The sequence below is a fragment of the Nonomuraea sp. LP-02 genome, assembly GCF_036289125.1.
Taxonomy (GTDB): Bacteria; Actinomycetota; Actinomycetes; order Streptosporangiales; family Streptosporangiaceae; genus Nonomuraea; species Nonomuraea bangladeshensis.
Map to the genome: position 1 here is coordinate 7,432,961 of NZ_JAXCLK010000001.1, position 26,971 is coordinate 7,459,931.

Here is a 26,971-nt window from a genome sequence, read left to right on the forward strand (position 1 = left end):
TCACGCCGTCGAGATCTCGGCCGGGCGCAGGCCCGAGGACAGGCTGGCGATCGCGCTGTAGGCGGCCGGGGTGAGGTCGATCAGCCGGTTGCTCGCGCAGGTCGCGCCGCAGCAGCTCCGCTCGCCGCAGAACAGGTCGGTCTGCGGGCCGCAGTCGGCGATGGAGGTGACGACGCTCGTACCGGTGCACAGGGCGGTGGTGCGGTGCCGGAAGCCGCAGGTGCGGCGGGACAGGCTGACTCCGCAGGAGTCAGGACGGGTGATGGCCCAGCAGGCGTCGGAGGTGTTGGGCCAGGCGTGCTGGAGGCTGCCGGAGTTGCAGGTTCCGCAGGCTCCCTTGCCGGTGCTGCTGCACGGTCCCCAGGAATTGCCGCAGCAGAACCAGGAGACCTCTCCTTGGACGGGGCCGAGTAAGTCGGCGGGCGGGCCGGACGTGGTACGCGCCATGCGCGTCTCCCTTCGGGTGAGCTCCGGGGGGTCTCGACGGATCGAGGGATTGAAGCTTTCCGACTCGATCTATGAGTACCATGTAAGGATTTTTCGTCAATGCCTGACTTGTGCCCGGAGTCGCCAGAGAGGGAGGAGGGGGGTGACGTCCCGGGTGGTGACCTGGGACGCGGGGGTGCTGCCCGGGAACGGACGCGCGGCGGATCAGGAAGCCGGCGTCGGCGTTTCCGTGGGGGTCGTGGTCGGGGTTTCGGTCGGAGTGCCCGTCGGGGTCTCGGTGGGCGTCTCGGTCGGGGTCGCCGTCGGAGTCTCCGTCGGGGTCTCGGTCGGGGTCTCGGGCAGAGTGACGGTCGGGGTGGCGGACGGCGTGGGGCACTCGGCTGGCGTACGCCACGACGGCGCCGGAGCCCACCACTGCCGGAGCTGGCCCCAGCCCTTCCACGAACGCTTGACCGGCCGCGACAGGTCGTAGACGTAGAGGGCGGTGCCGCCGTCCGTGGCCTCCTGAGCGGCGCCGCCGTCCGTGCCGTCCGTGCCGTCCGTGCCGTCCGTGGGGGTCGCGGGGGACGTCGGGGACGCGGGGGTCGTCGGGGTCGCGGCGGCCGTGGGGGACGCGGTGGTCGCGGCGGTCGGGGCGATCGCGGTCACCGACACCCAGTCGTCCTGCTTGACCGCGCTGTTCCCGCGCCGGCCCGCGATCGTCCGGGTGTCCTCGCCGATCGTGTACGTCCGCTCGAAGCCGTCCTGGCTGCGTACCGTGATGGAGTCCTCGGCGACGGCGGTCGCCCGGCCCGTCTGGGCGAAGAGCGTCACCGAGCCGCAGCCGTCCTTCGTGGCCACCGCGAACTCGCCGTGCATCGCTCCGACGAAGCCCCAGGGGCTGAGCGGCGCGAGTTCGGGAACGGGGGTCTCAGTGGGGGTCTCCGTCGGGGTCTCGGTGGGGATGTCGGTGACGGTGACCGTGTCCGTGGGGGTCGGGGAGAGGGTCTCGGTGGGGGTCGCGGTAGGCGGTTCGGTGGGCGGGGTGCCCGCCGCCGCAGCGGCCACGCCGGCTCCGCCCGCCGCCATTAACACGGCGGTGGCGGCGACGAACACCGGCCGCCGGATCCGGCTGTCGCGAGGTTGGTGGGCCTGCATAGGCGTTACCTTTCGTGTCATTCGCCGACATTCAACTCATGAGAACCCCGCCGCACTAAGGCATCCGTAAGCTGCCGCCCCTCGTGCCGAGCCGTGGGGTCCTGCCCGGAAAGCGCTGCCCACTTCCGTGTTGCTTATGCCGGGATGCGACGATCGGATCGTTCGACCCATTCGGCGATAGGCGAAAGCATGGCAAGTGACCAGGGCCGCAGGGCTCTCGTGGTCCGGGGCGGCTGGGAAGGGCACGCCCCGGTGGAGGCCACGGAGCTCTTCATCCCCTTCCTGGAGAAGAACGGGTTCGAAGTGCGGAGGGCGGATTCGCCCGCGCCGTACGCGGACGCTTCGTACATGTCCGGCGTCGACCTCATCGTGCAGTGCTACACGATGGGAACCATCCAGCCCGACGAGCTGAAGGGCCTGGAGGCCGCCATCCGCGCCGGCACCGGCATGGCGGGATGGCACGGCGGGATCGCCGACTCCTACCGCAACTCCTCCGACTACCTGCACCTCATCGGCGGCCAGTTCGCCTGCCACCCCGGCAAGCACCCCGACGAGCGGGAGGGCACGCAGGCCGACAACTTCGTCCCCTACACGGTCAACCTGCTGCCCGAGGCCGCCGGGCACCCCATCACCGCCGGCCTCTCCGACTTCGACCTCGTCACCGAGCAGTACTGGGTGCTCACCGACGACTACATCGACGTGCTCGCGACGACCACCCAGCAGGTCCGCCCCTGGGACCCGTGGCACCGCGAGGTGACCTCGCCCGCCCTCTGGACCCGCCGCTGGGGCGAGGGCCGCATCTTCGTCACCACCCCCGGCCACAGCCTGGACGTCCTCCAGCACGACACCGTACGCACGATCATCGAGAGGGGCATGTTGTGGGCCAGCCGCTGAACGTCGGCGTCGTGGGCTGCGGCGCGATCTCGGCCCAATACTTCAGCACCATCGACCGCCTGCCGGGGCTCCGCCTCGCGGCCGTCGCCGACCTCGACCCCGGCCGGGCCGCGGAGGCGGTCGCCGCCTGGCCGGGCACCCCCGTCCTGTCCGTCGCGGACCTGATGGCCGACCCCGGCGTTGACGTCGTGCTCAACCTCACGATCCCGGCCGCCCACGCCGAGGTCGCACTCCAGGCCATCGCGGCCGGCAAGGACGTCTACGGCGAGAAGCCGTTAGCAGCCGACTCCGCCGACGCGGCGCGGGTGCTGCGGGCCGCCGAGGCGGCCGGCGTACGGGTCGGCTGCGCGCCCGACACCGTGCTCGGCACCGGCACGCAGACCGCCCGCAAGGCCGTGGACGACGGCCTCATCGGCCGCCCGGTCGCCGCCACCGCCACGATGGTCACGGCCGGCCACGAGCGCTGGCACCCCAACCCCGACTTCTACTACGTCCCCGGCGGCGGCCCCCTCCTCGACATGGGGCCGTACTACGTCACCAGCCTGGTGACGCTCCTCGGCCCGGTCACCTCCGTGATCGGGGCGGCCTCCCGCCTGCGCGGCAAGCGTACGATCGGCTCCGGACCGCGGCGCGGCGAGGAGATCCCGGTGTCCGTGGACACCCACGTCACCGGCGTGCTGGTGCACGACTCGGGCGCGCTGTCCACGCTGGTGATGAGCTTCGACGCGGCGGCCACCAAGGCGCCGAACATCGAGGTGCACGGCGAACGCGGCTCGCTGGTCGTCCCTGACCCGAACCACTTCGACGGCGTCGTCCAGCTCTCCGCGGTGGGCGAGGCGGGCTGGCGCGACCTGCCGGACTCGGCCGGCTATGTGGCCGCGGGCCGCGGCGTCGGCCTGGCCGACCTCGCCGCCACCCCGGCGGGCGAGGAGCCGCGGGCGAGCGGGACGCTGGCCTTCCACGTCCTCGACGTCATGGAGTCACTGCTGGCCTCGGCCGCTTCGGGGGCCGCGGTCACGGTCGGCAGCACCTGCGAGCGGCCGTCGCCGGTGCCCCTGCTGGCCTTCTGAGCGCACGGGTCATGGGCGTGGGTGCGGTCCGCGTCCATGACCCGGCATGTCACCTCGAATCGGGGAAGCCGGCGTAGTAGCCGCCGACCTCGTCGTGGTAGCGGGTGTCCCGGTACGTCTTCTCGTCGAACTCCGGGGCCTTCTTGATCTCTTCCTTGGTCCGCCCGACGTGGATCTTGCGGGCGGCCTCGTCGATGTGCTCCACCGCCCCCGCGGGGATGAGCACCTTCTTGCCGAAGATCCACGGGCCGGTGTGCACGATCACGTAGCTCTCTCCGACCGCGTTGTTCGCTTCGTCCACCGTGCCGATCTTGCCGTCGGTCGCGTCCACCTCGAAGCCGACGAGGTCGAGCGACTCGCGTAGCTGCAGCTCAGGACGGTACTGCCACAGATTTTCGAGCATGTCCGCCCCCTACCCCGTCACAGCGCGCCAATCGCGACCCCGACCAGCGCCAGGCTCACCGTGGAGGCCACCGCCCGCACCGTGTTCCACGCCGTCCACCTGCGCGAATAGTCCTTCCACCGCATCGTGCCCGCGTCGAGCGCGTTGTTCATCGGGACGTTCACCGCCACGGTGACGAGGAACGAGCCGGCGAAGCCGACCCCGGCCGCGGCGAGGAACCACACCGCCGCCGCGCCGCCCGCGAGGAGCCCGGCCACGAGCGCCGCCACCGGCGAGCCCAGGAACACCAGGAACAGCCACGGATTGAGGATCTTGCGGTTGACGCTCCGCATCGCCGCCTCGGCCTGCGCCGGCTCGATCGCGTTCAGGCCGGGCATGACGGACATCGAGAAGGCGTAGAAGAGACCGGCGAGCAGCCCGTGCAGGACGAGCGTGAGCAGGGCGAGAATCAGCATGCCCCTATCCTGGAGCCGGGCGGGTGAGACGGTCCATGCACAGGACGCTCACTCCCATAAGCGACGCTCTCCTCGGGTCCTGTGCGGGCTGAAAGAGATCATGTAAGGTGAGCGCGGCCCGTCCCCCAACGGCCTGGAGCCCGCCGTGCCGCAGCCTTCCCGCCGTCAGGTTCTCTCCCTGCTCCCCGCCGCCGGCCTGCTGGCCGTGGCCGGTCCGCTGCGCGCCGCCGCCGAGGCGGGCGGGTTCGACCACGCGCGGCTGATCGCCAACACCGTCGCCACGCTGGCCGGAACCCCCGAGGTCAACGCCAGGCCGGAGGTCGCCGCCAAGCTGGCCGCCGTGCTCGCCACCGCCAGGCAGCGGCTCGCCGCGATGGACCGGGCGGGCGACGGCGAGCTGTTCGCCGGCCTCGCGCTCGGCTCGAACGATGTCGACCTGCGGCTCGCCTTCCAGTACCTGTACGAGATCGCGCTCGCCACCCGCGTCCCCGGCGGGGAGCTCGCGGACGACGCCGCCGCCCAGCGGCGCGTCGCCGACGGCCTGCTGTGGCTGCACGAGCGCTACTACGGCGACCAGGCGAAGGGCTACTACGGCAACTGGCACACGTGGGAGATCGGCATCCCCACCCACGTCACCAGGACGCTCGCGCTGCTGGCGGACCGGCTGCGCGCGGAGCGGCCCGGCCTCACCGCCACCTACGTGGCCTCGATGGACGCCTACCTCCGCAACGGCAAGGACGGCGACGTCGACCTCGACTCGCGCTTCCACACCGGCGCGAACCTGGCCGACATCACCGCCAACCGCATCCTCCAGGGCGCGGTGTCCGGCGACGACGCCCGCGTCGCCAAGGCCGTCGCCGACCAGTCCACGGTCTTCGCCACCGTCGACCCGTACGCGCTCCAGCACGGCGTCACCGACGGCTACTACCGCGACGGCTCCTTCGTCCAGCACAGTTCGGTGGCCTACACCGGCTCCTACGGCCGCGCCCTGCTGACGCGCGTCGTCCAGACGCTCAAGACGCTGGACGGCGCGACGGCGGCGGCCGCCGCGGACGACCTGCCGGGCGTCGTCTACCGCTGGGTCGCCGACGGCTTCGCCCCCCTCATCTTCGAGGGCTGGATGATGGAGATCGTCAAGGGGCGGGCGGTCTCGCGCACCAACACCGGCTACGCCGACGTCGGCGTGGTCGTGGAGGCCGTCGCCGACCTCGCCGACCACGTGCCGGCCGAGCAGGCGCTCGCGCTGAAGAAGTACGTCAAGCACCTGCCGGCCGCCGACACCGCCGCCTTCGTCTCGCCGGTCAGCATCGCCCGCTACGCAGCGATCCGGGCCGACGCCTCGATCCAGGCCGCCGACCTCAACCCGCCCGAGCGCAGCGTCGCCTTCAACGCGATGGACCGCACCGTCCACCGCCGCCCCGGCTACGCCTTCGCCCTCGCCCGCAGCTCGGAGCGGATCAGCAAGTACGAGTACATGAGCGGCGAGAACCTCATGCCCTGGTTCCAGGGCGACGGCGCCCACTACCTCTACCTGGCGGGGGAGGACCAGCGGGCGGTGTTCGGCGTGGACTACTTCACGGCGGTGTCGCCGTACCGGCTGGCCGGGGTGACCGCGCCGGTCGAGGAGCGCCGCACGGTCCCCGAGCTGTACGGGGGCCGCCTCTGGTACGACAACCCGGGCCACCCGCTGAACTTCACCGCGTCCTCGGAGTCCCAGAACGCCTACGTGTACTTCCCGGTCGCCGGGAACGCCTTCTCGGGCGGCGCGACGCTCGGCGCGTACGGCGTCGCGGGGATGGTCCAGTCGGACGACGCCGCCTGGACCGCCAAGCAGGCGGGCCTGCTGCCGGACGACTTCGTCGCCTACCGGAACGCCCGCGCCACCAAGTCGTGGTTCCTGCTCGACGACGAGATCGTGGTGCTGGCCGCGGACGTCTCCGGCCAGTCGGGGCGGGCCGCGGTGACCACGGTGGACAGCCGCATCGCCGCCCCCGCCGACACGGTGGCGCTCACTGGCGAGACCTGGACCGGCTCGCCGTGGCAGCCGGGGGCGACGGGCGAGCCGCGCTGGCTCCGCTACGCCAATGCCACCCGTGGCAGCGCCGTCGGCTACGTCTTCCTCAGCCGCCAGCCGGTCAGCGCGGTCCTGGAGACGGTGACCCGCAGCCGGCGCGTCGTCCGCACCTCCAACCCGGACACCCAGGTCACGAAGAACGTCTTCACCGCCTCCGTCACCCACCCGGCGTCCGGCGCGCTGCCGGCCCTCGCCTACGCCCTGGTCCCGAACGCCACCGAGGCCCGCCTGCGCGCCTACGCCAGGGGGCCGCTGACCGTGCTGGCCAACGACCGGCACGTGCAGGCGATCGAGCACAAGGGGCTGGGGCTGCTCGCCGCGAACGTCTTCACCGCAGGTCCGCGCCATGCCGGCCGCCTGCTCGTGGACGGCCCGGCCGCGGTCATCGTGCGGAGGTCAGGCTCCCGGGTGAGCGTCGCCGTCGCGGACCCGACGACCCGGCGCGACCGCGTCAGCGTCCTGCTGCACGGCCCCTCGCTGCGGCTCGACCGGGCCGACGAGGGGGTGACGGTCCGCCGCGTGCCCGGCGGCACGCTCGTCGAGGCCGTGACCCGCCGCACCTACGGCCGCACGCTCGCCGCCACCCTGCGCTGATCAGGGGCTCAGGAGTAGAGGAAGTAGTAGGCGTACGCGGGCTTCCACTCGCAGCGCCAGTCGTCCCACCAACCCTGGCTCTCGCCGTAGGCGCCGACGCGCTGGCATTCCGCGTACGTGCGGTAGACACCGGCCAGCCTTTCCGCGTTCGCCGGCGTGGCGCCGAGCGTCAACGACAATCCCGCGGCCAGAAGGACCGGGACGAGAACCGCACGAACCTTTCGCATGAATCCTCCTGCGATGGGGCGGATCAACGGAGCGGATCATTACATTGGCAGTCATCGCGGCTGAGATCAACACCGGGAGGCCGAAACTTTCCACCCGCCTTTTCGTGAGGGCGGCGCATGTTTCGCCGGTGATTCCCGGACGTTTCCGGACGGGCTTTGACCACCGTCACATCCCTGGCATATCGTCGCCTCGCCCTGATCGATTGCGAGCCCGATCGATGGCAAGGGCGAATCCGCACGGGGGCGTGTGTTGTTCTCACCTGCGCGACGGCTGACGCGCCGATCGCGGCTGCCCCGGCACGGGTGAGAACCGGACGGCCACCTGGCAAGCGGCGATCATCCGAAACACCGGAGGCGCACCATGCAAGTTCGTTCCCGCCCGGCCGCGATCATCGGCATGGTCATGACCATGCTGGCCGGCCTCGCAGTGTCGCTCGTCCTTCCGCCCCCGGCCCAGGCCGACCAGGTGATCAGCAACATCGCGTACGCGCCCGCGCAACCGGCCGGCTCCAAAGGACACCTGCTCGACCTCTACCTGCCCTCCGGCGGCACCGCGCCCCGGCCGCTGATCATCTGGCACAGCGGCTCGGCCTGGTCGAGCGACGACGGCAAGACCGGCGCGGCGGCCATCGCCGCCGTGTTCAACCCCAGAGGGTTCGCGGTGGCCGGCGTCAGCGTCAGGTCCAGCACCCAGGCGGTCTTCCCCGCCCAGGTGCACGACGTCAAGGCCGCCATCCGCTGGCTGCGTGCCAACGCCGCCACCTACCAGCTCGACCCCAACCGCTTCGCCATGATGGGCGACTCGTCGGGCGGCTGGCTGACGGAGATGGCCACGCTGACCGGCGGCGTCGCGTCGCTGGAGGGCACCGTCGGCACGACCGGCGTCTCCAGCGCGGTGCAGACGGGGCTCGCCTTCTTCAGCCCGACCGACTTCCTGCAGATGAACGCCCAGAACCTGCCCACCGGCGGGCTGGACCACGACTCCCCGGCCTCGCCGGAGTCGATGCTGATCGGCTGCCCCATCCAGACCTGCCCCGCCCAGGTGGCCCTCGCCAACCCGGTCAACTACGTGGACGCCAACGACCCGCCGCTGCTGTTCCTGCACGGGCAGGCCGACTTCCTGGTGCCGCACGGGCAGAGCGTCCTGCTCTACAACAAGATCAAGGCGAGCTGCGGCCAGGGCCAGTTCATCTCGATCCCGGGCGCGGACCACGGCATCGACTTCGTCATGGACCCCGCCCGCTACGGCACCCAGACCACCTACACCACCGCCAACTGCTCAAGCACCACCACGGCCGGCGCCCCCAACCCCACCTGGGACACCTTCGCCAACCACATCCGCGGCGGGCTCAAGATGGGCACCGCCTGCAAGGTCTCCTACGTGCCCACCACCTGGGACGGTGCCTTCTCGGCCACCGTCACCATCACCAACACCGGCACGACGCCCGTCGACCGCTGGGCCGTGACCTGGACGTGGCCGGGCAACCAGCAGGTCACGAGCTCCTGGAACGCCACCGTGACGCAGTCGGGCACCCAGGCGACCGCGCGCGACGCCGGCCACAACGCCTATATCGGTCCGGGCTCCGCCCAGAGTTTCGGTCTCAATGCCACCTACAGCGGGACGAACGCCAAACCGTCCGAGTTCAGGCTGAACGGCGTGGTCTGCACCCCGGCGACCTGAGCGCCGATAATTTCGGAAAGGCGTTCTGGAACCGTCCAGAACGATGAACCGCAGCTCGCCGGGAAAAAGGACATTTCCCAAATCGGCCACGTTCCGCTGGATTCCGGTTACGGAAGGAAATCGTCCAGATCGCGGACAGTTATATTGATTTTCCCGGCGAGCTGCCCCTATCCTTTCGCTCTCGTGAGGGCCGATCAAAGAGCGGGCCGAAATGTTTCGGCGGCCGGCGGCCCATCCCGCGTTATCGCCTGACCCTTTTACGGAAAGCTTCGCCGGCGTCCCGACGCGACGCCGTTCTTCGTGGTGCCCGTCGATCAGTTAGGGGACGTGTGCGTACATCTGACATGTTCGTCCGGAGCCTCGGCGTCTTCGTGCCGGACATCGTGAGCGTCGAGCAGGCGGTGGAGGAGGGACTGTACCCGCCCGACGAGGCCGAACGTTTCGGGCAGCTCGGCGCGGCGGTCGCCGGCGACATGCCCGCCCCCGAGATGGCGCGCCGCGCGGTCCTCGACGCCTACGAGCGCTGGAACGAGTCAGCGCCGAAGGAGCTCGACCTGCTGCTCTACCCGTCGGTCTGGCACCAGGGCCCGAACGGCTGGCAGCCCCAGCACTACCTCCAGATGCACCTCCTCGGCGGCGCCGTCCCCGCGTACGAGATCCGCAGCGGCTGCGTCGGCATGATCAGCTCGCTGGAGCTGGCGGCGAGCTACCTGCGGGCCGAGCCCGGCAGGGAGACGGCGCTGGTGGTCTCCGCCGACAACCACGGCACCCCGCTGGTGGACCGCTGGCGGATGACGCCCGGCGCGCTGATCGGCGACGCCGCGTGCGCGCTCGTCCTCGGCAAGGACTACGGCATGGCCGAGCTCCTCGCGGTGAACGCGACCACGATCCCCGAGGCCGACGCGGTCAACGACGGCGCCTACCCGCTGTTCCCGCCGGACGCGACCGTCGGGCGGGGGCTGAGCTTCGGCGACCGGCACGAGGAGTTCCGCCAGCGGCTGCTCAAGGAACGGGGCACCGGGATCCACCTGACCATCCAGAAGACGATGATGCAGCAGGTCGAGCAGACCTTGGACGAGGCCGGCATCGAGCTGTCCGACATCACGAAGGTGGCCTTCCCGCACGGCCGCCGCGAGGACCTGGACGGGCAGATGTCCTGGCTCGGCATCGAGCTCGACCAGACGACCTGGGACTACGGCCGGCGCGTCGGCCACTGCGGCGCGGTCGACCAGTTCATCGCCTTCGAACACCTGCTGGCGACCGGTGGGCTCGTGCCCGGTGACCATCTGCTCATGGTCGGGTTCGGCTCGGGGACGTCCGTGGCCGCGGCCGTGTTCCGCGTGCTCGCCCCCGCTCCGGTGACCCGGGAAGGGGCGCGCGCGTGACCGCCGACGAGCTCGGCCACCGCCTGGTGGCCTTCATCCAGGAGAGCCTGGTCCCCGACGACGTCGAGCTGGAGGTGGACGAGACGACCCCGCTCCTGCTGTCGGGGCTGCTCGACTCCCTGCGTACGGCGCGGCTGCTGAACTTCATCCGGCGCGAGCTCGGCGTCCCCGTCCCCGCCGCGAAGCTCGACCCCGACAACTTCAAGGACGTCGCGACCATCGTCGCGCTGATCAGGGAACTCGAAGCGGCGAAGATCGGCTAGCCGTCCAGAACGAACGGGGACAGAGTCATGCAGTGGACGGACACCTACATCAGCGGCGTGGGCGCCTTCGTCCCCCGCACGATCGTCAGCGTCGAGAAGGCCGTGCAGAAAGGCTGGTACCCGGCCGACGAGGCCGAGCTGCACAACCTGGCCGGGGCGGCGGTCGCCGGTGACCTGCCGGCTCCCGAGATGGCCCTGCACGCGGCGCGCAGCGCGCTGAAGCGCAGCGGCCGCGCACCGGGCGACCTCGACCTCCTGCTGTACGCCTCCACCTGGCACCAGGGCCCGGACGGCTGGCCGCCGCACTCCTACCTGCAACGCCACCTGGTCGGCGGCGACGTGCTCGCCACCGAGATCCGGCAGGGCTGCAACGGCATGTTCCTCGCCCTGGACCTCGCCGCGAGCCACCTCGCCGCCGCGCCGGGCCGGCAGGCCGCCCTGCTGGTGGCCGCCGACAACTACGGCACCCCGCTGATGGACCGGTGGCGGATGGGCCCCGGCTACATCGGCGGCGACGCCGCCAGCGCGCTCGTCCTCACCAAGGAGGAGGGTTTCGCCCGCCTCGCGGCGGTCTGTACGGTCACCGTGCCCGAGGCCGAGGAGCTGCACCGGGGCACCGAGCCGCTGTTCCCGCCCGGCGTCACCGTCGGCCGCCGGATGAGCTTCGAAACGCGGAACCAGCAGTTCCGGCAGCAGGTCATGCCCAAGGGCGAGAGCACGGCGGCGCTGTTCAAGATCCAGCGGGCGCTGATGGAGGTCGTCGAGCGCACGCTGGCCGAGAGCGGCGTCGAGGCCCGCGACCTCGCCAGGGTGGCCTTCATGAACTACTCCGAGGAGATCGTCGAGCAGCGCTGCATGGCCGCGCTGGACCTGCCGATGTCCCGTTCCACCTGGGACTACGGCCGCACCATCGGCCACTGCGGCGCCAGCGACCAGGTCCTCGCCCTCGACCGGCTGCTCCTGACCGGGGAGCTGGGCCCCGGCGACCACCTGCTGATGCTCGGCACCGGACCGGGCGTCACCGTCTCCAGCGCCGTGATCCAGATCCTCGGCAAGCCCTCATGGTCCTGATCCGCAGTCAGCGAAGGGAAAAGAACGCGATGGCCGACAGTCCGAGCGGAGTCCAGGCCGAACCGGTGGCGGTCATCGGGATCGGCTGCCGCTTCCCCGGCGGCGCCGACTCACCGGACGAGTTCTGGGACCTGCTGTGCGCCGGCCGCAACACCACCGGGCCGCTGCCCGCCGAACGCTGGCGCCCGTACGAGGACCGCGGGCCCGAGCACGCCGCCGCGCTGCGGGACGCCGTACGGCACGGCAGTTTCCTGCGCGACGTCGAGGGCTTCGACGCGGAGTTCTTCGGCCTGTCGCCGCGCGAGGCCGAGCTGATGGACCCGCAGCAGCGCGTCCTCATGGAGACCGCGTGGGAGGCCCTGGAGCACGCCGGCCTGCCGCCGCACCAGCTGGCCGGCACCGACGCCGGGGTGTTCGTCGGGGTCTGCACCGCCGACTACGGCGGCATGCTGCTGGAGGACGTGCCGCAGATCGAGGCGTGGACCGGGATCGGCGCCGCGACCTGCGCCGTCGCCAACCGCGTCTCCTACTCGCTCGACCTGCGCGGGCCCAGCATGGCCGTGGACACCGCGTGCTCGGCGTCGCTGGTCGCGCTGCACCTGGCCGCGCAGAGCCTGCGGCTCGGCGAGAGCGACGTCGCCCTCGCCGGCGGGGTCAACCTGCTGGTGACGCCGGGGCAGACCGTGACGCTCGGCGCGGCCGGCGCGCTGGCCCCCGACGGGCGGTCCAAGTCGTTCGACGCCACGGCCGACGGCTACGGGCGCGGCGAGGGCTGCGGCGTGGTCGTGCTCAAACGGCTCTCCGACGCGCGGCGCGACGGAGACCGGGTCCTCGCGCTGGTCATCGGCAGCGCCGTGAACCAGGACGGGCACACCAACGGCATCATGGCCCCGTGCGGGGAGGCCCAGGAGCACGTCATGCGCCGGGCCTGCCGGCAGGCGGGCGTCGCCCCGGCCACGCTCGACTACATCGAGGCGCACGGCACCGGCACCCGGCTGGGCGACCCGCTGGAGGCGGCGGCGCTGAGCGCCGTCTACGGCGCGGGGCGGACCGCCGAGGATCCGTGCCTCATCGGCTCGGTCAAGTCCAACATCGGCCATCTCGAAGGGGCCGCCGGCATCGCCGGGGTCATCAAGGCGGTGCTCGCCCTCGACCGCGGGGAGATCCCTCCGAGCGTGCTGGCCACCCCGAACCCGGCCATCCCGTGGGAGACCTCGGGGCTGCAGATCGTGACGAAGCGGTCGGCCTGGCCCGATCGCGGCCACCCCAGCCGGGCCGGCGTCTCCAGCTTCGGCTACGGCGGCACGGTCGCGCACATCGTGATCGAACAGGCGCCGCCGGCCCCCGAGACGCCCCGAGGCGAGGGGACGGGGCTGCGGGTGTTCCCGCTGTCGGCCGCGTCGGGGGCCGCCCTGCGGCAGTACGCGGGCACGCTGGCCGACCGGCTCCAGGGCGACGGGCTCGACCTGGCCTCGGCGGGGCACACGCTGGCGGTGCGCCGTACCCACCTGGGCCGCCGGGCCGTGGTGCTCGCGGCCGACCGGCACGAGCTGGCGGACGGGCTGCGCAGGCTCGCCGGCGACCTGCCGGCCGAGGCCGTGCTCACCGGGGACGTGCTGCCCGAGCCGGGCCCGGGCCCGGTGTGGGTGTTCGCCGGGCAGGGCTGCCAGTGGCGCGGCATGGGACGGGAGCTGCTGGCCACCGAGCCGGAGTTCGCGGCCCTGGTCGACGAGGTCGAGCCGATCTTCGCCGAGGAGATCGGCTTCTCCCCCCGGCGGGTGCTGGCCGAGGGCGAGCTGGACGGCATCGACCGCGTCCAGACCATGATCTTCGTGATGCAGCTCGGCCTGGCCAGGCTCTGGACCGCGCACGGGGTGACCCCGGCGGCCGTCATCGGCCACTCCGTCGGCGAGATCGCGGCGGCGGTCACCGCCGGCGCGATGAGCGTCGCCGACGGCGCGCGGCTGATCTGCCGCCGCTCCCTGCTGCTGCGCCAGGCCGAGGGCAAGGGGGCCATGGCCATGGTGGGGCTGTCGTTCGAGGAGGCGGCCGAGCGGCTGGCCGGGCGGAGCGACCTCGTGGCCGCGATCGCCTCCGCGCCCGGCTCCACCGTGCTCTCCGGCGACGTCGCCGCGGTCGAGGAGGTGCTGCAGGAGTGGCCGGCCGAGGGCATCATGGTCCGCCGGGTCGACTCGGACGTCGCCTTCCACAGCCCGCAGATGGAGCCGCTGGCCGCCGAGCTGGCCGCGGTCACCGCCGACCTGCCCTTCGGCGCGCCCCGCATCCCGATGTACACGACCGCGCTGGCCGATCCCCGGTCCACGCCCGTGCTCGACTCCGCGTACTGGGCGGCGAACCTCCGCGACCCGGTGCGCCTGGCCGCGGCGGCCACGGCCGCCGCCGAGGACGGCTATCGCGCGTTCCTGGAGATCTCCCCGCACCCCGTGGTCGCGCACTCCCTGACCGAGACGCTCGGGGAGAGCGGGCACGAGGACGTGTTCGTCGGCATCTCGCTGCGCAGGAACCAGCCGGAACGCGCGGCCTTCCTCGCCGCCGTGGGCAGCGCGCACTGCGCCGGCGTCGAGGTGGACTGGAGCCGGCTGCAGCCGGACGGCGGCCTCGCCCCGCTGCCGCCGTACGCCTGGCAGCGCCGCCGCCACTGGCGCGACCCCGCCGCCGGGTCCGCCGAGAACCGGGGCCACGACGTGGACTCCCACACCCTGCTCGGCGCCGGGACGAGCCTCGCGGGCAGCCAGGCCCGGATGTGGCGGACCGTCCTGGAGGACGCCAACCGGCCCTACCCCGGCAGCCACGCCGTCGGCGGGGTCGAGATCGTGCCGGCCGCCGTGCTGGTCAACACGTTCCTGGACGCGGCCGGCGAACTGCCCGTGCTCACCGACGTGGAGATGACGCACCCGCTGATGACCTCGGGACGGCGGCAGGTCCAGGTCGTGCACGAGCCTCCCGCGATCAGGCTCGCCTCGCGCACGCCCGCCGGGCCCGGCGAGCCGGAGCCGAACTGGCTGGTCCACGTGACGGCGTCCGTCGGCGGCCCCGCCCAGGCGCTCTCCGGGACGCTGCCGGACGCGGCCGGCCTCGCCCCGATCGACCCCGGGTACGTCCACCGGCGGCTGGCCGCCGTCGGCGTCCCCTCCACGGGGTTCGACTGGACGATCGGCACGCTGCTGAGCGGGGACGGGGTGCTGCGGGCGACCGTACGGACGGCCGGCGAGGAATCCACGTGGGCGGCGGCGATGGACGCGGTGATGTCCGTCGCCCCGTGCGTGTTCCCCGGCGACCCGGTGCTGCGCATGGTCGTGCACATCGACGAGGTGGTGCTGACCGGCGCGCCGCCGGAGACCGTGATCATCGAGGCCGCCGTCGATCCTGCGGGCGAGGACACGGTGCAGGCGCTGATCGCCGACGCCGGCGGGCGTGTGGTCGGACGGCTGTCCGGGCTCCGCTACCCGGTGATCGACGCGCCCGCGGCGGCCGAGGACGAGCTGGGGGAGGCCGCCGAGTCGTTCGCCGGCCTGTCCGCCGAGGACCTGCGCGAGCGCGTCCAGGCCGAGGTCCGCGCGGAGATCGCGGCCGTGATGCGGCTCGACCAGGAGGACCTGGCGGTCCGCCGCCCGCTGGTGGAGCAGGGGCTGGACTCGGTGATGACGGTCATGGTCAGGCGGCGTCTGGAGCAGCGCTTCGGCCGCCGGCTGCCCGCGACCCTCCTGTGGCAGCAGCCCACGATCGCGGCCATCGCCGGCCACCTGGCGGACCTCCTCGCCACCCCGGCCACCTCGGCCGCCACGCCGCCGGCCGCCGCGCCTGTCGGCGCGATCGGAGGCTGAGCCCGCTTGTAACATCACGGGGCGTGGAGACGTGGAACGGCATGGGCCCCGGTGCGGCGGCGCCACCTGTCCCCGGGTGGCGCCCGCCCACGGACGTCGAAGCCGGCCTGTACGCGGCCAGGACGCGGGGCGACTGGGCCGCGTACTTCGACGTCCTTGCCACCGCCGACCTCTATCACGCGATGCCGCGCGCCACGGCGGACTCCCGGCCCGGCTGGATCAGCTACACCCCCACGTCCTGGGGCGCGCGGCCCGGCACCAAGGTCCTGGTGTTCCGCACCGCGGGGATGCTGCCGGCGCCGGCGCCCGACCCGGTCTTCTTCCAGGACGATCTGGGCGAGCTCGCCAGGAACTGGCCGCAGGACGACGAGTGGCTGTGCGTCAACCCGGGCAGTCCCTGCGAGGCGTACTTCCCCGCGACCGCCGAGCACCGGTCGGTGTGGCGCCGGCACGCCGACCGCAACCCCTACCCCCGCAGGAACGCCCTGCGCACGCTGTGGACCGGCGGCCCGCTGCACGGCCCGGTCGCCCACGGCCTCGCCTGCGGGGCTCTGCTGTGCGTGGCCAACGCCTCGCTCTGGAACGCGATGGGCTGGCACGGCACCGGCTACGTACGCGAGCGGAAGCGGCTCAAGGAGTGGTGGGGGATCACCGGCCGTGAGGAGTGGTCGAGCGCCGTCGAGGCGCTGCTCGACTGCCGGATGAGCAGCCCGTTCTGGGGGACGGTCCTGGGAGTGCGGAGCGCTCTCGCCCGTGACTTCGGCGGCCTGGTGGAGGTCGCCCATTGGCGCGAGGTGACCTCCCGCGTCCTGCGGAGCCTCCCGGCGGGCGACACCGACGCCGAGACGGAGGCCCACGTCGCCGGAGCGCAGCGGCTCATCGGTCGGATCATCCGGTACGAGGCCCGCTTCCGCGCCGACGGGCTGCTCCCCGCGAACGGATTCGTCCACTCGGTGGAGGCGTGGGACTACGGACGCGCCTCGAAGATGGCCCGCTGGGGGCTCGGCGCCCGCTACTGCGACCTGGCGGAGGCCGAGCGGGCGGTCCTGCGCGCCGGGCAGCTCAGCCGGATCGCCTACCGTTCGTGGGAGGACTTCTCGGCCGCCTATGTCCTCGGGCGCTGCCTCCATTTCGACGAGGAGGAGTTCGGCGACTGGTACGGGGACATGCTCCACGCGCACCGGATCCTGACCAGCGACCCGGACAGCCCGTGGGTCAACATCCCCTTCCGCTGACCGGTCTCATTCCGGCCGGCCGCGGCGGCCGAGCAGCTTCTCGATGCTGCGGCGCTCGCGCTTGGTGGGGCGGCCCGCGCCCCGGTCGCGTACGGCCACCGGCCCGGCCTGCTCGCGCGGCGGAGGCGGCGGGCTCTTGTCGACGTAGCACTCGGCGGCCACGGGGGCGCCCACGCGCTTGGTGATGATCTTCGAGACGATCACGACGCGTTCGTGCCCGTCGTGCCGCAGTCGGACCTCGTCGCCGACCCTGACGACGTGCGCGGGCTTCACGCGCACCCCGTTGATCCGGACGTGACCGCCCCGGCAGGCGTCGGACGCGACCGACCGGGTCTTGGTCAGGCGTACGGACCAGATCCAGCTGTCCACCCGAGCGCCGGCTTGTTCACCTGCCACCTCGCCACTTTAGTCAGCTTCTCGGCCGTGAGCGGTTCTCATGGAGTTCTCAGGTGAAGTTTGTGGCACTTTGAGCGGACTTTTATGACGATGGAGCGATGGAGCACGCGCCGCAGGAGGCTGATCCGGCCGAGGCTCGGCGAGCCGGGGCCGGGAAGGCTCGGCGGTACGCCGCCGGAGGCGGCCTGCTCGTCGTCGTGGCGGCGCTGGCGTACTGGCTGGGAGGCGGCGGGGGGAGCGGCGAGGAGGCCGCGTCCCGGCCGACCCCGACGCCGACGCCGAGCGCGTCGCTCACGGTGCCCGACGTCTTCGAGCGGGTCGGGCCCTCCGTGGTGGTCATCCGGTCGGGCGAGTCGCTCGGCACCGGCGTGATCGCCGCCGAGGACGGCACGATCCTGACCGCGTACCACGTCGTCAAAGGCGCGGCGGGCGACGGCGCCGCGGACGTCACCGTGACCTTCGCCGACGGCACCAAGGCGAAGGCCGCCATCGCCTCCTCCGCCCCCGAAAGGGACGTCGCCACCCTCAAGCCCGCCAAGCTGCCCGAGATCGTCGTCCCCGCCACGCTCGGCGGCGGCGTGGAGGTGGGCGCGTCCGTCGTCGCAATCGGCAACCCGCTCGGCCTGACCTACAGCGTCTCCACCGGCGTCGTGTCCGGACTGAACCGCAGCACCGGCGGCGCCGCCAAGGGGAGCAACCTGAAGGGGCTCATCCAGTTCGACGCCTCCGTGAACCCGGGCAGCTCCGGCGGCCCCCTGCTGGACGCCCGCGGCCTGGTCATCGGCGTCGTCGTGTCGATCGCCGACCCGGGCGGCGACGAGGCGTTCGCCGGGATCGCGTTCGCGGTGCCGATCGGGGCGGCTCTGGGCGGCGGCGACGGCGACGGGCCCGGCGACTCGATGGGCGCCATCTGACCTGATGAGAAGGAACCCCGTATGACGAAACCCCCAGGACCGGGCCACGGCCACCCGCTCGAACAGGTGCTGTACGAGGTCAAACGCACGATCGTCGGCCAGGACCTGCTCCTGGAGCGCATGGCCGTCGCGCTGATCGCCGACGGTCACCTGCTGGTGGAGGGCGTGCCCGGCCTGGCCAAGACGCTCGCCGTGCGGTCGCTGGCCGCCGCGATCGCCGGCAAGTTCCAGCGCGTGCAGTTCACCCCCGACCTGGTGCCCGCCGACCTCGTCGGCACCCGCGTCTACCACCAGCACTCGGGGGAGTTCAGGACGGAGCTCGGCCCCGTGTTCGCGAACCTGCTGCTGGCCGACGAGATCAACCGCGCCCCGGCCAAGGTGCAGAGCGCCCTGCTGGAGGTCATGCAGGAGCACCAGGTGACGATCGGGCGGGAGACGTTCCGGGTGCCGGAGCCGTTCCTGGTCATGGCCACGGAGAACCCGATCGAGTCGGAGGGGACGTACCCGCTGCCCGAGGCCCAGGTCGACCGGTTCATGATGAAGGTCGTCGTCGACTACCCGACGCAGCCCGAGGAACAGGCGATCGTCCAGCGGGCACTGCGCCCGCCCGAGCCGCCGCAGCCGATGGTGACGACCGAGGACCTGATGGCGATGCGCGAGCGGGCCAGGCAGGTGTACGTCGATCCGGCCGTCGTCGACTACGCCGTACGACTGGTCGCCGCGACCCGCTCCCCGGCCATGGCCGGGCTCGGCGAGCTGGAGCACTACGTCACCCACGGGGCGAGCCCCCGGGCGTCGATCGCGCTCGTCACGGGCGCGCGGGCGCTGGCGTTCCTGCGCGGACGCGACTACGTCCTGCCGCACGACCTGTCGGAGCTCGCCCTGGACGTGCTGCGCCACCGCCTCGTGCTGTCGTACGAGGCCCTGGCCGACGACGTGGACGCCGACACGATCATCGCCAGGGTGCTCGGGTCCGTCCGCGCGCCCGACGTCGTCCTGCAGAACCGATAACGTCATGGCCACCGCCCCCGAGAGACTCCTGCTCCGCCTGGAGTGGAAGGTCGTCCGCAGGCTGGACGGCCGGCTCCAGGGCGCACACCGCACCGCGCACCGCGGCTCCGGCATCGACTTCACGGGGCTGCGGGCGTACACCGAGGGCGACGACGCCCGGCACATCGACTGGAACGTCACCGCCCGGCTGGACGAGCCGCAGCTGCGGGTGTTCACCGAGGACCGCGAGCTGACGGTGTGGCTCGTGCTCGACCGGTCGGCGTCCATGGCGGCGGGCCGGCCGGGGCGCGGCAAGCACGACGTGCTCGCCGAGCTCGCGCTGGTCCTCGCCCGGCTGTTCGGCAGGGGCGGCAACCGGGTCGGCGCGCTGCTGTACGACACCGGGATGGTGCGGGTCGTGCCGCCCGGCACGTCCCGGCGGCACGCGCTGCGGATCGCCGCCGAGCTGGAGCGCACCGCCGCCGCTTCTGGCGGCGCTACGACCGACCTGGCCGCGATGCTGGACGCGGCCGGGCGGCTCGCCCGCCGCCGCGCGCTCGTCGTCGTGCTGTCGGACTTCATCGGCGACGGCGACTGGGAACGCTCGCTGCAACGCCTGGCCCGCCGGCACGAGGTGGTCGCCCTGCGGATCGTGGACGCCGCCGACGACGTGCTGCCCGAGGCCGGGCTGATCGTGGTCGAGGACGCCGAGACCGGCGAGCAGCTCGTCGTCGACTCCGCCGACCCGCTGCTGCGGTCGCGCCTGCGCGAGGCGGTCGAGGACCGCGAGTCCCGGCTCACGGCCGGGATGCGCCGGGCCCGGGTGCCCGTCCACCGCGTCGACACGGACCGCGACCTGGGCGAGGCACTGGTCGAGGTCGTCGCCGGCACGGGGGGCCGGAAGCCATGACCCGGGACGGGGAATCATGACGCTCTCCTCGCCGCTGCTGCTGGTCGCCGGGCTGCTCGTCACGGCCGCGCTGGTCTGGGCGGCCGTCGTCCTGGGCCGCCGCAGAACGAGGGCGCTCGCCGCGGCCGGCGTCACCATGCTCGGCGGGCGGCGGGCGTCGCTCGGGACCGGCCTGACGATCGCCGGCGTCGGCGTGCTCGCGGTCGCCGCCGCCGGGCCGGCGGCCATGGTGCCGGTCCCGCGCACCGCGGGCACCGTCATCCTCGCCATGGACGTCTCCAGCAGCATGGGTGCCGACGACGTCGCCCCCAACCGGCTGGCCGCGGCGCAGCGGGCGGCCCGCGCGTTCATCGAGGCGCAGCCGGACACCGTCGACATCGGCGTGGTCACCTTCGAACAGGGCGCGCGCACCACCGCCCGCCCCGACGCCGACCACTCCGTCGCGCTCAAGGCCGTCGACCGGCTGAAGATCACCGGCGGCACCGCGCTCGGGACGGCCATCAGGGCCTCGCTCACGGCGATCACCGGCAAGCAGGTGCCCGCCGACCCCGACGGCGCCATCCCCGACCTCGGCTACTGGCCGTCGGCGACGATCGTGATGTTCACCGACGGCCAGAACCGGGGCGGCCAGAACCGGGGCGGCGACATCGAACGCGCCGCCGAGACGGCCCAGAAGGCGGGCGTCCACATCCACACCGTCGGGGTCGGCACCACGGCCGGGGCGACGGTGAGCGTGGACGGCTTCCGCCTGCACACCGCGCTGGAGGAGGACGTCCTGACCTGGATCGCGGAGACCACCGGCGGGGCCTACCATCCCGCCTCCGACGCCGCGCGGCTCGACGGCATCGCCGACACGATCGACCTGCGGGTCACCGTCTCGGACGAGCCGCTGCCGCTCGCCGGCGGGCTGATCGGGCTCGCCCTCGCGCTGCTCACCGGGGGAGCGGCGCTCACCGTGTTCCGGTCGGGGCGGGTGATCTGAATGACGTTCTCGTGGCCGTGGGCGCTGCTGTCGGTCCTGGTCGTGCCGCTGATCTTCGCGATCCGGTGGTGGGCGCTGCGCCGCCGGCGGCGGGTCGCGGTGCGGGTCACCTCGATCGCGCTCGTACGGGCCGCGCTGCCCGGCCGTACGCGCTGGACCCGGCGGATCCCGCCGGCGCTGTTCGTGGCCGGGCTCGTGCTGCTCGCGGTCGGGGCCGCGCGCCCGCAGGCGTCGGTGGCGGTGCCGATGAGGTCGGCGACGATCATGCTCGCCCTGGACACCTCCGCCTCCATGTGCGCCACGGACGTCGACCCCAACCGCCTCACCGCCGCCCGCAAGGCCGCCGCGGACTTCATCGAGTCGCAGCGCGGCGGGCCCCGGATCGGCCTGGTCACCTTCGCCGGCTCGGCGGGCCTGCTCGTGCCGCCCACCGACGACACCGACGAGCTGATCGAGGCGCTGGACGGCCTCACCGTCGCCCGCGGCACCGCGATCGGCCAGGCCATGCTCGCCTCGATCGACGCGATCGCCGAGGTCGACCCGTCGGTCCCGCCCACAGGCGCGAACGCCACCGCCGGCGGCGGCGCGGACTCGGGCTACGCCGGCGCCGCCATCGTCGTACTCACCGACGGCGCCAACACCCAGGGCGTCGACCCGGAGACCGCCGCCGAGGAGGCGGCGCTGCGCCGGGTACGCGTCTTCCCCATCGGCTTCGGCACCACGACCCCGGCTCCGATGGTCTGCGACAACTCCCAGGTCGACGGCCGCGGCTTCGGCGGCTGGGGCGGCTGGGGCGGCGGCCGGGGCGGCTTCGACCGGGGCGGCCGCAACATGCGCTCGATCGACGAGCCCGCACTCAAGGAGATCGCCAGGACGACCGGCGGCGCGTACCACCGCGCCGAGAACGCCGACCAGCTCCAGGACGCCCTCGACTCCCTGCCCGGCTCCTTCCAGGTGATCCGCGAGCGGGTGGACACGGCCCCGTTCTTCGCCGGCGGCGGCGCCCTCTTCGTCGTCACGGCCCTGTCCCTCTCCCTGTGGTGGAACCGCCCTCGTACGCCGATCCGGTGAGTAATGTGGTCATGACGTTGAGGAGGGTCAGGATGTCCATCCGCATGCGATTCGACGGTGATCATTCCGAGCAGGAGTTACAGTCCCTTCGCCAATGGCTGCTGGACGACCCGGAGGTGCGCAGGCACGCGCGCGTGAGACTGGGCGGACCGCCCGTCCAGGACGGGGAGATGGGCTCCGCGCTGGACGTCATCGAACTGATCGTCGACAGCGGTTTCGAGGCACTCAACTTCGCGCTCGCCTATGTCGCCTGGCGTGCCACGCGACCGGCGAAACCGTCCGTCACCATCGAGCACGACGGGACGAAGATCGTCCTGGCGGACGGCGACCCCGAGACGGTCGAGAAGATCGTCCGAGCGCTCGAATCCAAGCGGCCATGAGCAGGGTCCCGGATCCCGCCCTCTCCAGGGTCGTGCTGATCGGGACGGCGCATTACGACTTCCTCCCCGCCCTCGCGTCGGTGGAGGACAACCTCCTGTCCCTCGCTGACGTTCTGACCGCCGAGGAGGTCTGGGGGCTTCCCGCCGAACACGTGACCATCGTGGCCGACCCGGTGACCGGCGCGGACCTGCTGGACCCCGTGGTGCGGGCCGCGGACGAGGCCACCGACACCCTGGTCTTCTACTACGCGGGCCACGGACTTACCGATCCCCGGCGCGGAGAGCTGCACCTGGCCCTGGTGGGATCCGACGCGCAGCGCCCGTACACAGCCGTCTCCTACGCCCATGTCAGGGACGCTCTGCTGGACAGCCGCGCGACCCGCAGGATCGTCATCCTCGACTGCTGCCACAGCGGGCGGGCACTGGGCACCATGGCCGACCCCGTCACGGCCGCCATCGACGAGGCCAGCACCGAGGGCACCTACGTGCTCGCCGCGACGGCGGAGAACCAGAAGGCCCTCGCGCCCATGGGCGAGCCGCACACCGCCTTCACCGCCGAGCTGCTGGGGATCTTCCAGAACGGGATCCAGGGACACGGCCCCCTGCTGGACCTGGACACCATCTACAACCACGTCCGCGCCGCCATGCGTGACAAAGGGCGTCCGCTGCCGCAGAAGCGTGACCGCAACACCGCGGGCCGGCTGACCCTGGTCCGCAACCGCGCCCATGCCACGCTGACAGATCCGGAGCGGGAATTCGAGGCCGCCATGATCGACGTCTACAGGCGTGCGAAGACGGAGGCCCGCTACTCCGCGACCTACTTCTTGGAGATGCTCAACCAGCGCGGCGGCCTGGCCACCGCCCGGCACTTGTTGAACGCCTCCCGCGTCTCCGACGGATTCACCGCGCTGTGGGAACGCGGACGTCTCGACCTCACCGTGGAAGCGGTCATCCTGCAGAGCAAATTCGCATCCCTGTTCACCGACGACGAGCGGGAACGGGCGCGGGCACGTCTCAAGGAGTACGGCTACGTCCCCTCCGACCGGCCGGTGACCGCCATGAAATCCCGGCTGGTGGAGGTGCACGACTTCGACCCCCGCTACCACACGGGAGGGTCGCGGGCGATCCAGGGAAAGTGCTCATGGCACGGAAGCTCATGTGACGAGAAAGTGGTCGCCAGCGTGCTGGTCCGCATTCGAGGCGCGGACGTTTGGCATGCCGTGTGCGAACGAGCCCTCCGGACGCTCCGCGCCGCGCAGTGACGCGACCGACGGGGGAATCGCTCTAAACTGGCCGACCGTGGACTGGATCGAGCGGATCGCCGAGATCCGGCGCTGGACCAGGGGCGGCGAGCGCGCCCCGCACAAGCCGCTCCTCCTGCTGTACGCCCTCGGCCGCTTCCAGCGTGACGGCAACCGGCCCATTCCGTTCAGCGCCGCCGAGGCCGAGCTCAAGCAGCTGCTCAAGGAGTACGGCCCGCCCCGCGACACCAGCCCCGGCTACCCGTTCCACCACCTGACGACCGACGGCCTCTGGCTGGTCGACACCCGCCACGGTCCGGGCAGCCCGGGCCCCGAGCTGCGCCGCCTCCGCGACAGCGAGGCCGCCGGCCGCCTCCACCCCGACCTGGCCCGCGCCCTGTCGGAGGAGCCCGGCCTGCTGGGGCGGATCGCCCGCCATCTCCTGGACGCCAACTTCGCCCCGTCCCTGCACCAGGACCTGTGCCTGCTGACCGGCCTGGACCTCGAAACCGCCACCGCTCCGGCCACGAAACCCGCCGTACGCCGCGATCCCGCCTTCCGCGACCGGGTGCTCATGGCGTACGAGTACCGCTGCGCCTTCTGCTCCTACGAGGGCTGGCTGGACGGCATGGTGGTCGGCCTGGACGCGGCGCACGTACGCTGGTGGGCCTTCGACGGCCCCGACGACGTCGCGAACGGCCTGTGCCTGTGCGCGATCCACCACAAACTGTTCGACAAGGGCGTCCTCGGCCTGACCGCGGAGCACACGATCGCCGTCTCGGCCAGGTACGCCGGCCGCTCGCAGTCCTCCCGCGACCTGGTCCTCTCCCTGGCGGGCCGCCCCGCCCGCGAACCCCAGGCCGGCCTCGATGCGGTCGAACAGGACCACATCACCTGGCACAGCCGCCAGGTCTTCCGCCCACCGGCCCGCGCCTGACTCGCGACGGGGCCGGGAATTGTCGGTCGGCCCTGGCATCCTCGGGTGCATGGAGACCGTGTACGCCGCCGCGGGCGGCGACGAGGGCCTGCTCCGCCTCGCCGAAGCGTGGCATGCCCGCGTGATGGTGGACGAGGTGGTCGGCCATGCCTTCAGCCATGGCTTCCACCCTCGGCACAGCGAGCGGCTGGCCGCCTACTGGGCCGAGGCGCTCGGCGGCCCGGCCGCCTACTCCGGCCAGTACGGCGACGAGACGACCGTCGTACGCCTCCACAGCGGCAACGGCGAGCACGAGGAGATGGACCGCCGCGCGATCGCCTGCTTCGACCAGGCTCTCGACGACGTGGGGCTGGCCAAGGACGAGCCGGTCCGTCAGGTCCTGTACGACTACTTCGCCTGGGCCACCACCACGACCATGGCCCGCTACCCGGAGTCCGCGGCCGACGTGCCGGAGGGCTTGAGCATCCCCCGCTGGTCCTGGGACGGCCTGCAACGCTAAGTGACCTGCGGCGGGCCCTCGGGGCGTTCGACGCGGACGGGATCGCCGCGTACGAGCTCGTCATGGACCCGCCGGCGGGCGGCGGTGACGGCACGCTCCGCCGCCTCGTCGCCCTGCTCGATCCGCTCCCGCAGCAGCCGCAGGGCGATGCGGCGGTTGAGGCCGAACTGCCGCTCGGTGTCGACCACCACGACGATCCCGGTGGGCCGGTGGGTCGCCCGCACCGCCGTGCTGGCCTTGTTCCGATGCTGGCCACCGGGACCGCCGGTACGGCAGGCGACGATGTCGACGTCCGCCTCCCTGAACGCCGTGCGCGGGGCGTCGACCTGGCATGGCTGGGCGGTGACGTACCAGTTCTTGCGCCCGGCGCCGGCCCGGTAAGGGCTGGGGGCCTGCCAGCACAGCGTTCCGGTCCACGAGGCGGCAAAAGCCTCGGCACCCGCCCCGGCGATCCGGACGAGAACCGACCGATAGGTGCCGGCCCGATCCCCGGGAACGGTGTCGACCCGGTGAGTCTCCAGGCCGTGCCGCTTGGCGTCCACCTCCAGCCGCCGCAGCAGCCGGGCCAGCGCCCACGCGCACTCCTGCGGACCGCGCCCGGCCGACAGCAGCAGATGCACGCTCACGAACGCCCCCGCCGGCTCTTGCCGACTTCGGAGGTCTTGTACGTCACCAGCGGGACCGTGGTGGCCACCGGCGTGGCCAGACCATGGGCGACGAGATCGGCGATCACCTGCTCGATCCGCTTGTACGCCGTCGGCGCCTCCTCGAACAACAACTGCCGGTCCCCGCACACCACCACCGACCCCACCGGCGTACGGCGCAGCTCCTCCACCGTGTGCTTGGCCCGCCCCCGGCGCAGGGCGTCCGAGCGCGACATCTTGCGCCCCGCGCCGTGGGCCACGGAATGGCCGGCGTCCGCCCCGGCGTGCCCGGCGACGAGGTAGGACGGGGTGCCGCGCGTACCGGCGATGAGCACGTCACGCCCGTCACCCGGCGCCGCGCCCTTGCGGTGCAGGTAGAGCCCGTCGCGGACCTCGACCAGGTTGTGGCACTGGTCGACGATCGGCTCGGTGGGCTCGGCCCCCAGGGCGTGGGCCACGCGGGCGGCCAGCAGCCGCCGGTTGAGCGACCCCCACCGTACGGCGTCGTCGTGCAGCGCCAGGTAGGCGCCTGGATCAGGCGCGGGGCCCGCGCCGTGGACCTCGGTGTGCGCCCGCAGGATCCGCTCGCCCAGCCCCCGGGAACCGCTGTGAACGACGAGCACCAGGTCACCGGCGTCGAGCCCGAGCCGGCTCGCGTGCTCCGGCTCCAAAACGCTCCCGATCCGCGCCAGCTCCACGAAGTGGTTGCCCCGGCCGACCGTCCCGAGCCCTTCGACATGACCGGCCGGAACGTCACCCTTCACCACACCCCAGGCGGGATCGTCGGCATCCGGCACCCGATCGAGATCGGGGAACCGCGCGGCCAGCTTCTCGGGCACGACGCGCCTGAGCTTGATAGGGAACACGGCGATCCCGCAACCGATGTCGGACCCCACCAGGAACGGATAGAGGACGGACGACGTCATGGCCGCCCCGATGGGCGCACCCTTGCCGGGGTGCAGGTCGGGCATGCCGGCGACGTGCCTCATCCCGTCGAGGGCGGCCACCTGATGGCACTGCGCGACGGCATCGGACTCGATCCAGCTCGTGGGGGAGGCGAACACGGTGACCGTGGCCGTGGCCTTGGGGGAGGGGTGCTGAGACAAAGACGCTCTCTTCGCTTCGCTGAACAAGGGGATGGGCATGCGGCATCACGGCGCCGAGTGCGCGCCGCGGCATCTCGTACAAGAGCGGGGGTGTTGTCGTCAGAGCCTCATGAACACCAC

Annotated in this window: 26 protein-coding genes; 18 read left to right on the plus strand and 8 right to left on the minus strand. The window is 72.5% G+C overall.

Annotated features, from left to right (window positions below):
• Positions 1 to 447 carry a hypothetical protein gene (locus SMD20_RS34935; protein ID WP_329589497.1) on the minus strand — a complete coding sequence of 149 codons (447 nt, stop codon included), beginning with the start codon at positions 445 to 447 and terminating at the stop codon, positions 1 to 3.
• Between the two features lie 204 nt (positions 448 to 651).
• Entirely contained in the window at positions 652 to 1,584 is a 933-nt protein-coding gene (locus SMD20_RS34940; protein ID WP_329589498.1) for a hypothetical protein, read from the minus strand.
• 189 nt (positions 1,585 to 1,773) lie between these two features.
• Between SMD20_RS34940 and SMD20_RS34945 the strand changes: the two genes are divergently transcribed.
• Together SMD20_RS34945 and SMD20_RS34950 are read left to right on the plus strand one after the other, a co-directional pair.
• Entirely contained in the window at positions 1,774 to 2,478 is a 705-nt protein-coding gene (locus SMD20_RS34945; protein ID WP_329589500.1) for a ThuA domain-containing protein, read from the plus strand.
• Entirely contained in the window at positions 2,463 to 3,548 is a 1,086-nt protein-coding gene (locus tag SMD20_RS34950; protein WP_329589502.1) for a Gfo/Idh/MocA family protein, read from the plus strand. Before SMD20_RS34945 ends, SMD20_RS34950 begins: the two co-directional genes overlap by 16 nt.
• A gap of 49 nt (positions 3,549 to 3,597) precedes the next feature.
• Here SMD20_RS34950 and SMD20_RS34955 read toward each other — a convergent pair whose 3' ends face one another.
• Positions 3,598 to 3,951 carry a PRC-barrel domain-containing protein gene (locus SMD20_RS34955; protein WP_329589504.1) on the minus strand — a complete coding sequence of 118 codons (354 nt, stop codon included), beginning with the start codon at positions 3,949 to 3,951 and terminating at the stop codon, positions 3,598 to 3,600.
• A 17-nt stretch (positions 3,952 to 3,968) separates the two neighbouring features.
• On the minus strand, positions 3,969 to 4,406 hold the full coding sequence (locus tag SMD20_RS34960) for an anthrone oxygenase family protein (protein ID WP_329589506.1): 438 nt from the start codon (positions 4,404 to 4,406) through the stop codon (positions 3,969 to 3,971).
• Between the two features lie 145 nt (positions 4,407 to 4,551).
• Between SMD20_RS34960 and SMD20_RS34965 the strand changes: the two genes are divergently transcribed.
• The gene (locus SMD20_RS34965; protein ID WP_329589507.1) at positions 4,552 to 7,074 is read left to right on the plus strand and encodes a polysaccharide lyase family 8 super-sandwich domain-containing protein; all 2,523 of its coding nucleotides are present in this window, start codon (positions 4,552 to 4,554) and stop codon (positions 7,072 to 7,074) included.
• Positions 7,075 to 7,082: 8 nt separating this feature from the next.
• On the opposite strand, the gene SMD20_RS34970 is transcribed toward SMD20_RS34965, so the two are convergent.
• Positions 7,083 to 7,301, minus strand: a complete 219-nt coding sequence (locus SMD20_RS34970; RefSeq protein WP_329589509.1) for a hypothetical protein — start codon at positions 7,299 to 7,301, stop codon at positions 7,083 to 7,085.
• A 361-nt stretch (positions 7,302 to 7,662) separates the two neighbouring features.
• On the opposite strand from SMD20_RS34970, the gene SMD20_RS34975 reads away from it, so the two are divergent.
• From SMD20_RS34975 to SMD20_RS35000, 6 genes are all read left to right on the plus strand, one after another.
• Entirely contained in the window at positions 7,663 to 8,982 is a 1,320-nt protein-coding gene (locus tag SMD20_RS34975; protein ID WP_329589511.1) for a cellulose binding domain-containing protein, read from the plus strand.
• Between the two features lie 329 nt (positions 8,983 to 9,311).
• The gene (locus SMD20_RS34980) at positions 9,312 to 10,367 is read left to right on the plus strand and encodes a ketoacyl-ACP synthase III family protein (RefSeq protein ID WP_329589513.1); all 1,056 of its coding nucleotides are present in this window, start codon (positions 9,312 to 9,314) and stop codon (positions 10,365 to 10,367) included.
• On the plus strand, positions 10,364 to 10,630 hold the full coding sequence (locus tag SMD20_RS34985; RefSeq protein WP_329589514.1) for a phosphopantetheine-binding protein: 267 nt from the start codon (positions 10,364 to 10,366) through the stop codon (positions 10,628 to 10,630). Before SMD20_RS34980 ends, SMD20_RS34985 begins: the two co-directional genes overlap by 4 nt.
• Positions 10,631 to 10,657: 27 nt before the next feature.
• On the plus strand, positions 10,658 to 11,701 hold the full coding sequence (locus SMD20_RS34990) for a ketoacyl-ACP synthase III family protein (protein ID WP_329589516.1): 1,044 nt from the start codon (positions 10,658 to 10,660) through the stop codon (positions 11,699 to 11,701).
• 29 nt (positions 11,702 to 11,730) lie between these two features.
• Positions 11,731 to 15,546, plus strand: coding sequence for a type I polyketide synthase (locus SMD20_RS34995; RefSeq protein WP_329589518.1), 3,816 nt, complete (start codon positions 11,731 to 11,733; stop codon positions 15,544 to 15,546).
• A gap of 23 nt (positions 15,547 to 15,569) precedes the next feature.
• The gene (locus SMD20_RS35000; RefSeq protein WP_329589520.1) at positions 15,570 to 16,781 is read left to right on the plus strand and encodes a DUF1266 domain-containing protein; all 1,212 of its coding nucleotides are present in this window, start codon (positions 15,570 to 15,572) and stop codon (positions 16,779 to 16,781) included.
• Between the two features lie 6 nt (positions 16,782 to 16,787).
• Here SMD20_RS35000 and SMD20_RS35005 read toward each other — a convergent pair whose 3' ends face one another.
• Positions 16,788 to 17,177 (minus strand): RNA-binding S4 domain-containing protein, encoded by a 390-nt coding sequence (locus SMD20_RS35005; protein WP_329589522.1) that lies wholly within the window; start codon positions 17,175 to 17,177, stop codon positions 16,788 to 16,790.
• 98 nt (positions 17,178 to 17,275) lie between these two features.
• Between SMD20_RS35005 and SMD20_RS35010 the strand changes: the two genes are divergently transcribed.
• The 9 genes from SMD20_RS35010 to SMD20_RS35050 are packed head-to-tail and all read left to right on the plus strand — an operon-like array spanning position 17,276 to position 25,101.
• The gene (locus SMD20_RS35010; protein ID WP_329589524.1) at positions 17,276 to 18,091 is read left to right on the plus strand and encodes a S1C family serine protease; all 816 of its coding nucleotides are present in this window, start codon (positions 17,276 to 17,278) and stop codon (positions 18,089 to 18,091) included.
• Between the two features lie 21 nt (positions 18,092 to 18,112).
• Positions 18,113 to 19,102 (plus strand): AAA family ATPase, encoded by a 990-nt coding sequence (locus SMD20_RS35015; RefSeq protein ID WP_329589526.1) that lies wholly within the window; start codon positions 18,113 to 18,115, stop codon positions 19,100 to 19,102.
• A gap of 4 nt (positions 19,103 to 19,106) precedes the next feature.
• The gene (locus tag SMD20_RS35020; protein WP_329589528.1) at positions 19,107 to 19,991 is read left to right on the plus strand and encodes a DUF58 domain-containing protein; all 885 of its coding nucleotides are present in this window, start codon (positions 19,107 to 19,109) and stop codon (positions 19,989 to 19,991) included.
• Positions 19,992 to 20,007: 16 nt separating this feature from the next.
• Positions 20,008 to 20,973, plus strand: coding sequence for a vWA domain-containing protein (locus SMD20_RS35025; protein ID WP_329589530.1), 966 nt, complete (start codon positions 20,008 to 20,010; stop codon positions 20,971 to 20,973).
• Positions 20,974 to 22,044: a VWA domain-containing protein gene (locus SMD20_RS35030; protein WP_329589531.1), complete on the plus strand. Its 1,071-nt coding sequence runs from the start codon at positions 20,974 to 20,976 to the stop codon at positions 22,042 to 22,044.
• Between the two features lie 32 nt (positions 22,045 to 22,076).
• Entirely contained in the window at positions 22,077 to 22,424 is a 348-nt protein-coding gene (locus SMD20_RS35035; RefSeq protein WP_329589533.1) for an effector-associated constant component EACC1, read from the plus strand.
• Positions 22,421 to 23,686, plus strand: coding sequence for a caspase family protein (locus tag SMD20_RS35040; protein WP_329589534.1), 1,266 nt, complete (start codon positions 22,421 to 22,423; stop codon positions 23,684 to 23,686). The genes SMD20_RS35035 and SMD20_RS35040 overlap by 4 nt, the downstream gene beginning before the upstream one ends.
• A 37-nt stretch (positions 23,687 to 23,723) precedes the next feature.
• On the plus strand, positions 23,724 to 24,602 hold the full coding sequence (locus SMD20_RS35045; RefSeq protein ID WP_329589536.1) for a phosphorothioated DNA-binding restriction endonuclease: 879 nt from the start codon (positions 23,724 to 23,726) through the stop codon (positions 24,600 to 24,602).
• A 49-nt stretch (positions 24,603 to 24,651) separates the two neighbouring features.
• Entirely contained in the window at positions 24,652 to 25,101 is a 450-nt protein-coding gene (locus SMD20_RS35050) for a group II truncated hemoglobin (RefSeq protein ID WP_329589537.1), read from the plus strand.
• Here SMD20_RS35050 and prfH read toward each other — a convergent pair.
• Positions 25,098 to 25,727 (minus strand): peptide chain release factor H, encoded by a 630-nt coding sequence (gene prfH / locus SMD20_RS35055; RefSeq protein ID WP_329589539.1) that lies wholly within the window; start codon positions 25,725 to 25,727, stop codon positions 25,098 to 25,100. The genes SMD20_RS35050 and prfH overlap by 4 nt on opposite strands.
• Complete coding sequence (locus SMD20_RS35060) at positions 25,724 to 26,851, minus strand: RNA ligase RtcB family protein (RefSeq protein ID WP_329589541.1); 1,128 nt, start codon at positions 26,849 to 26,851, stop codon at positions 25,724 to 25,726. Before SMD20_RS35060 ends, prfH begins: the two co-directional genes overlap by 4 nt.
• Between the last annotated feature and the right edge of the window lie 120 nt (positions 26,852 to 26,971).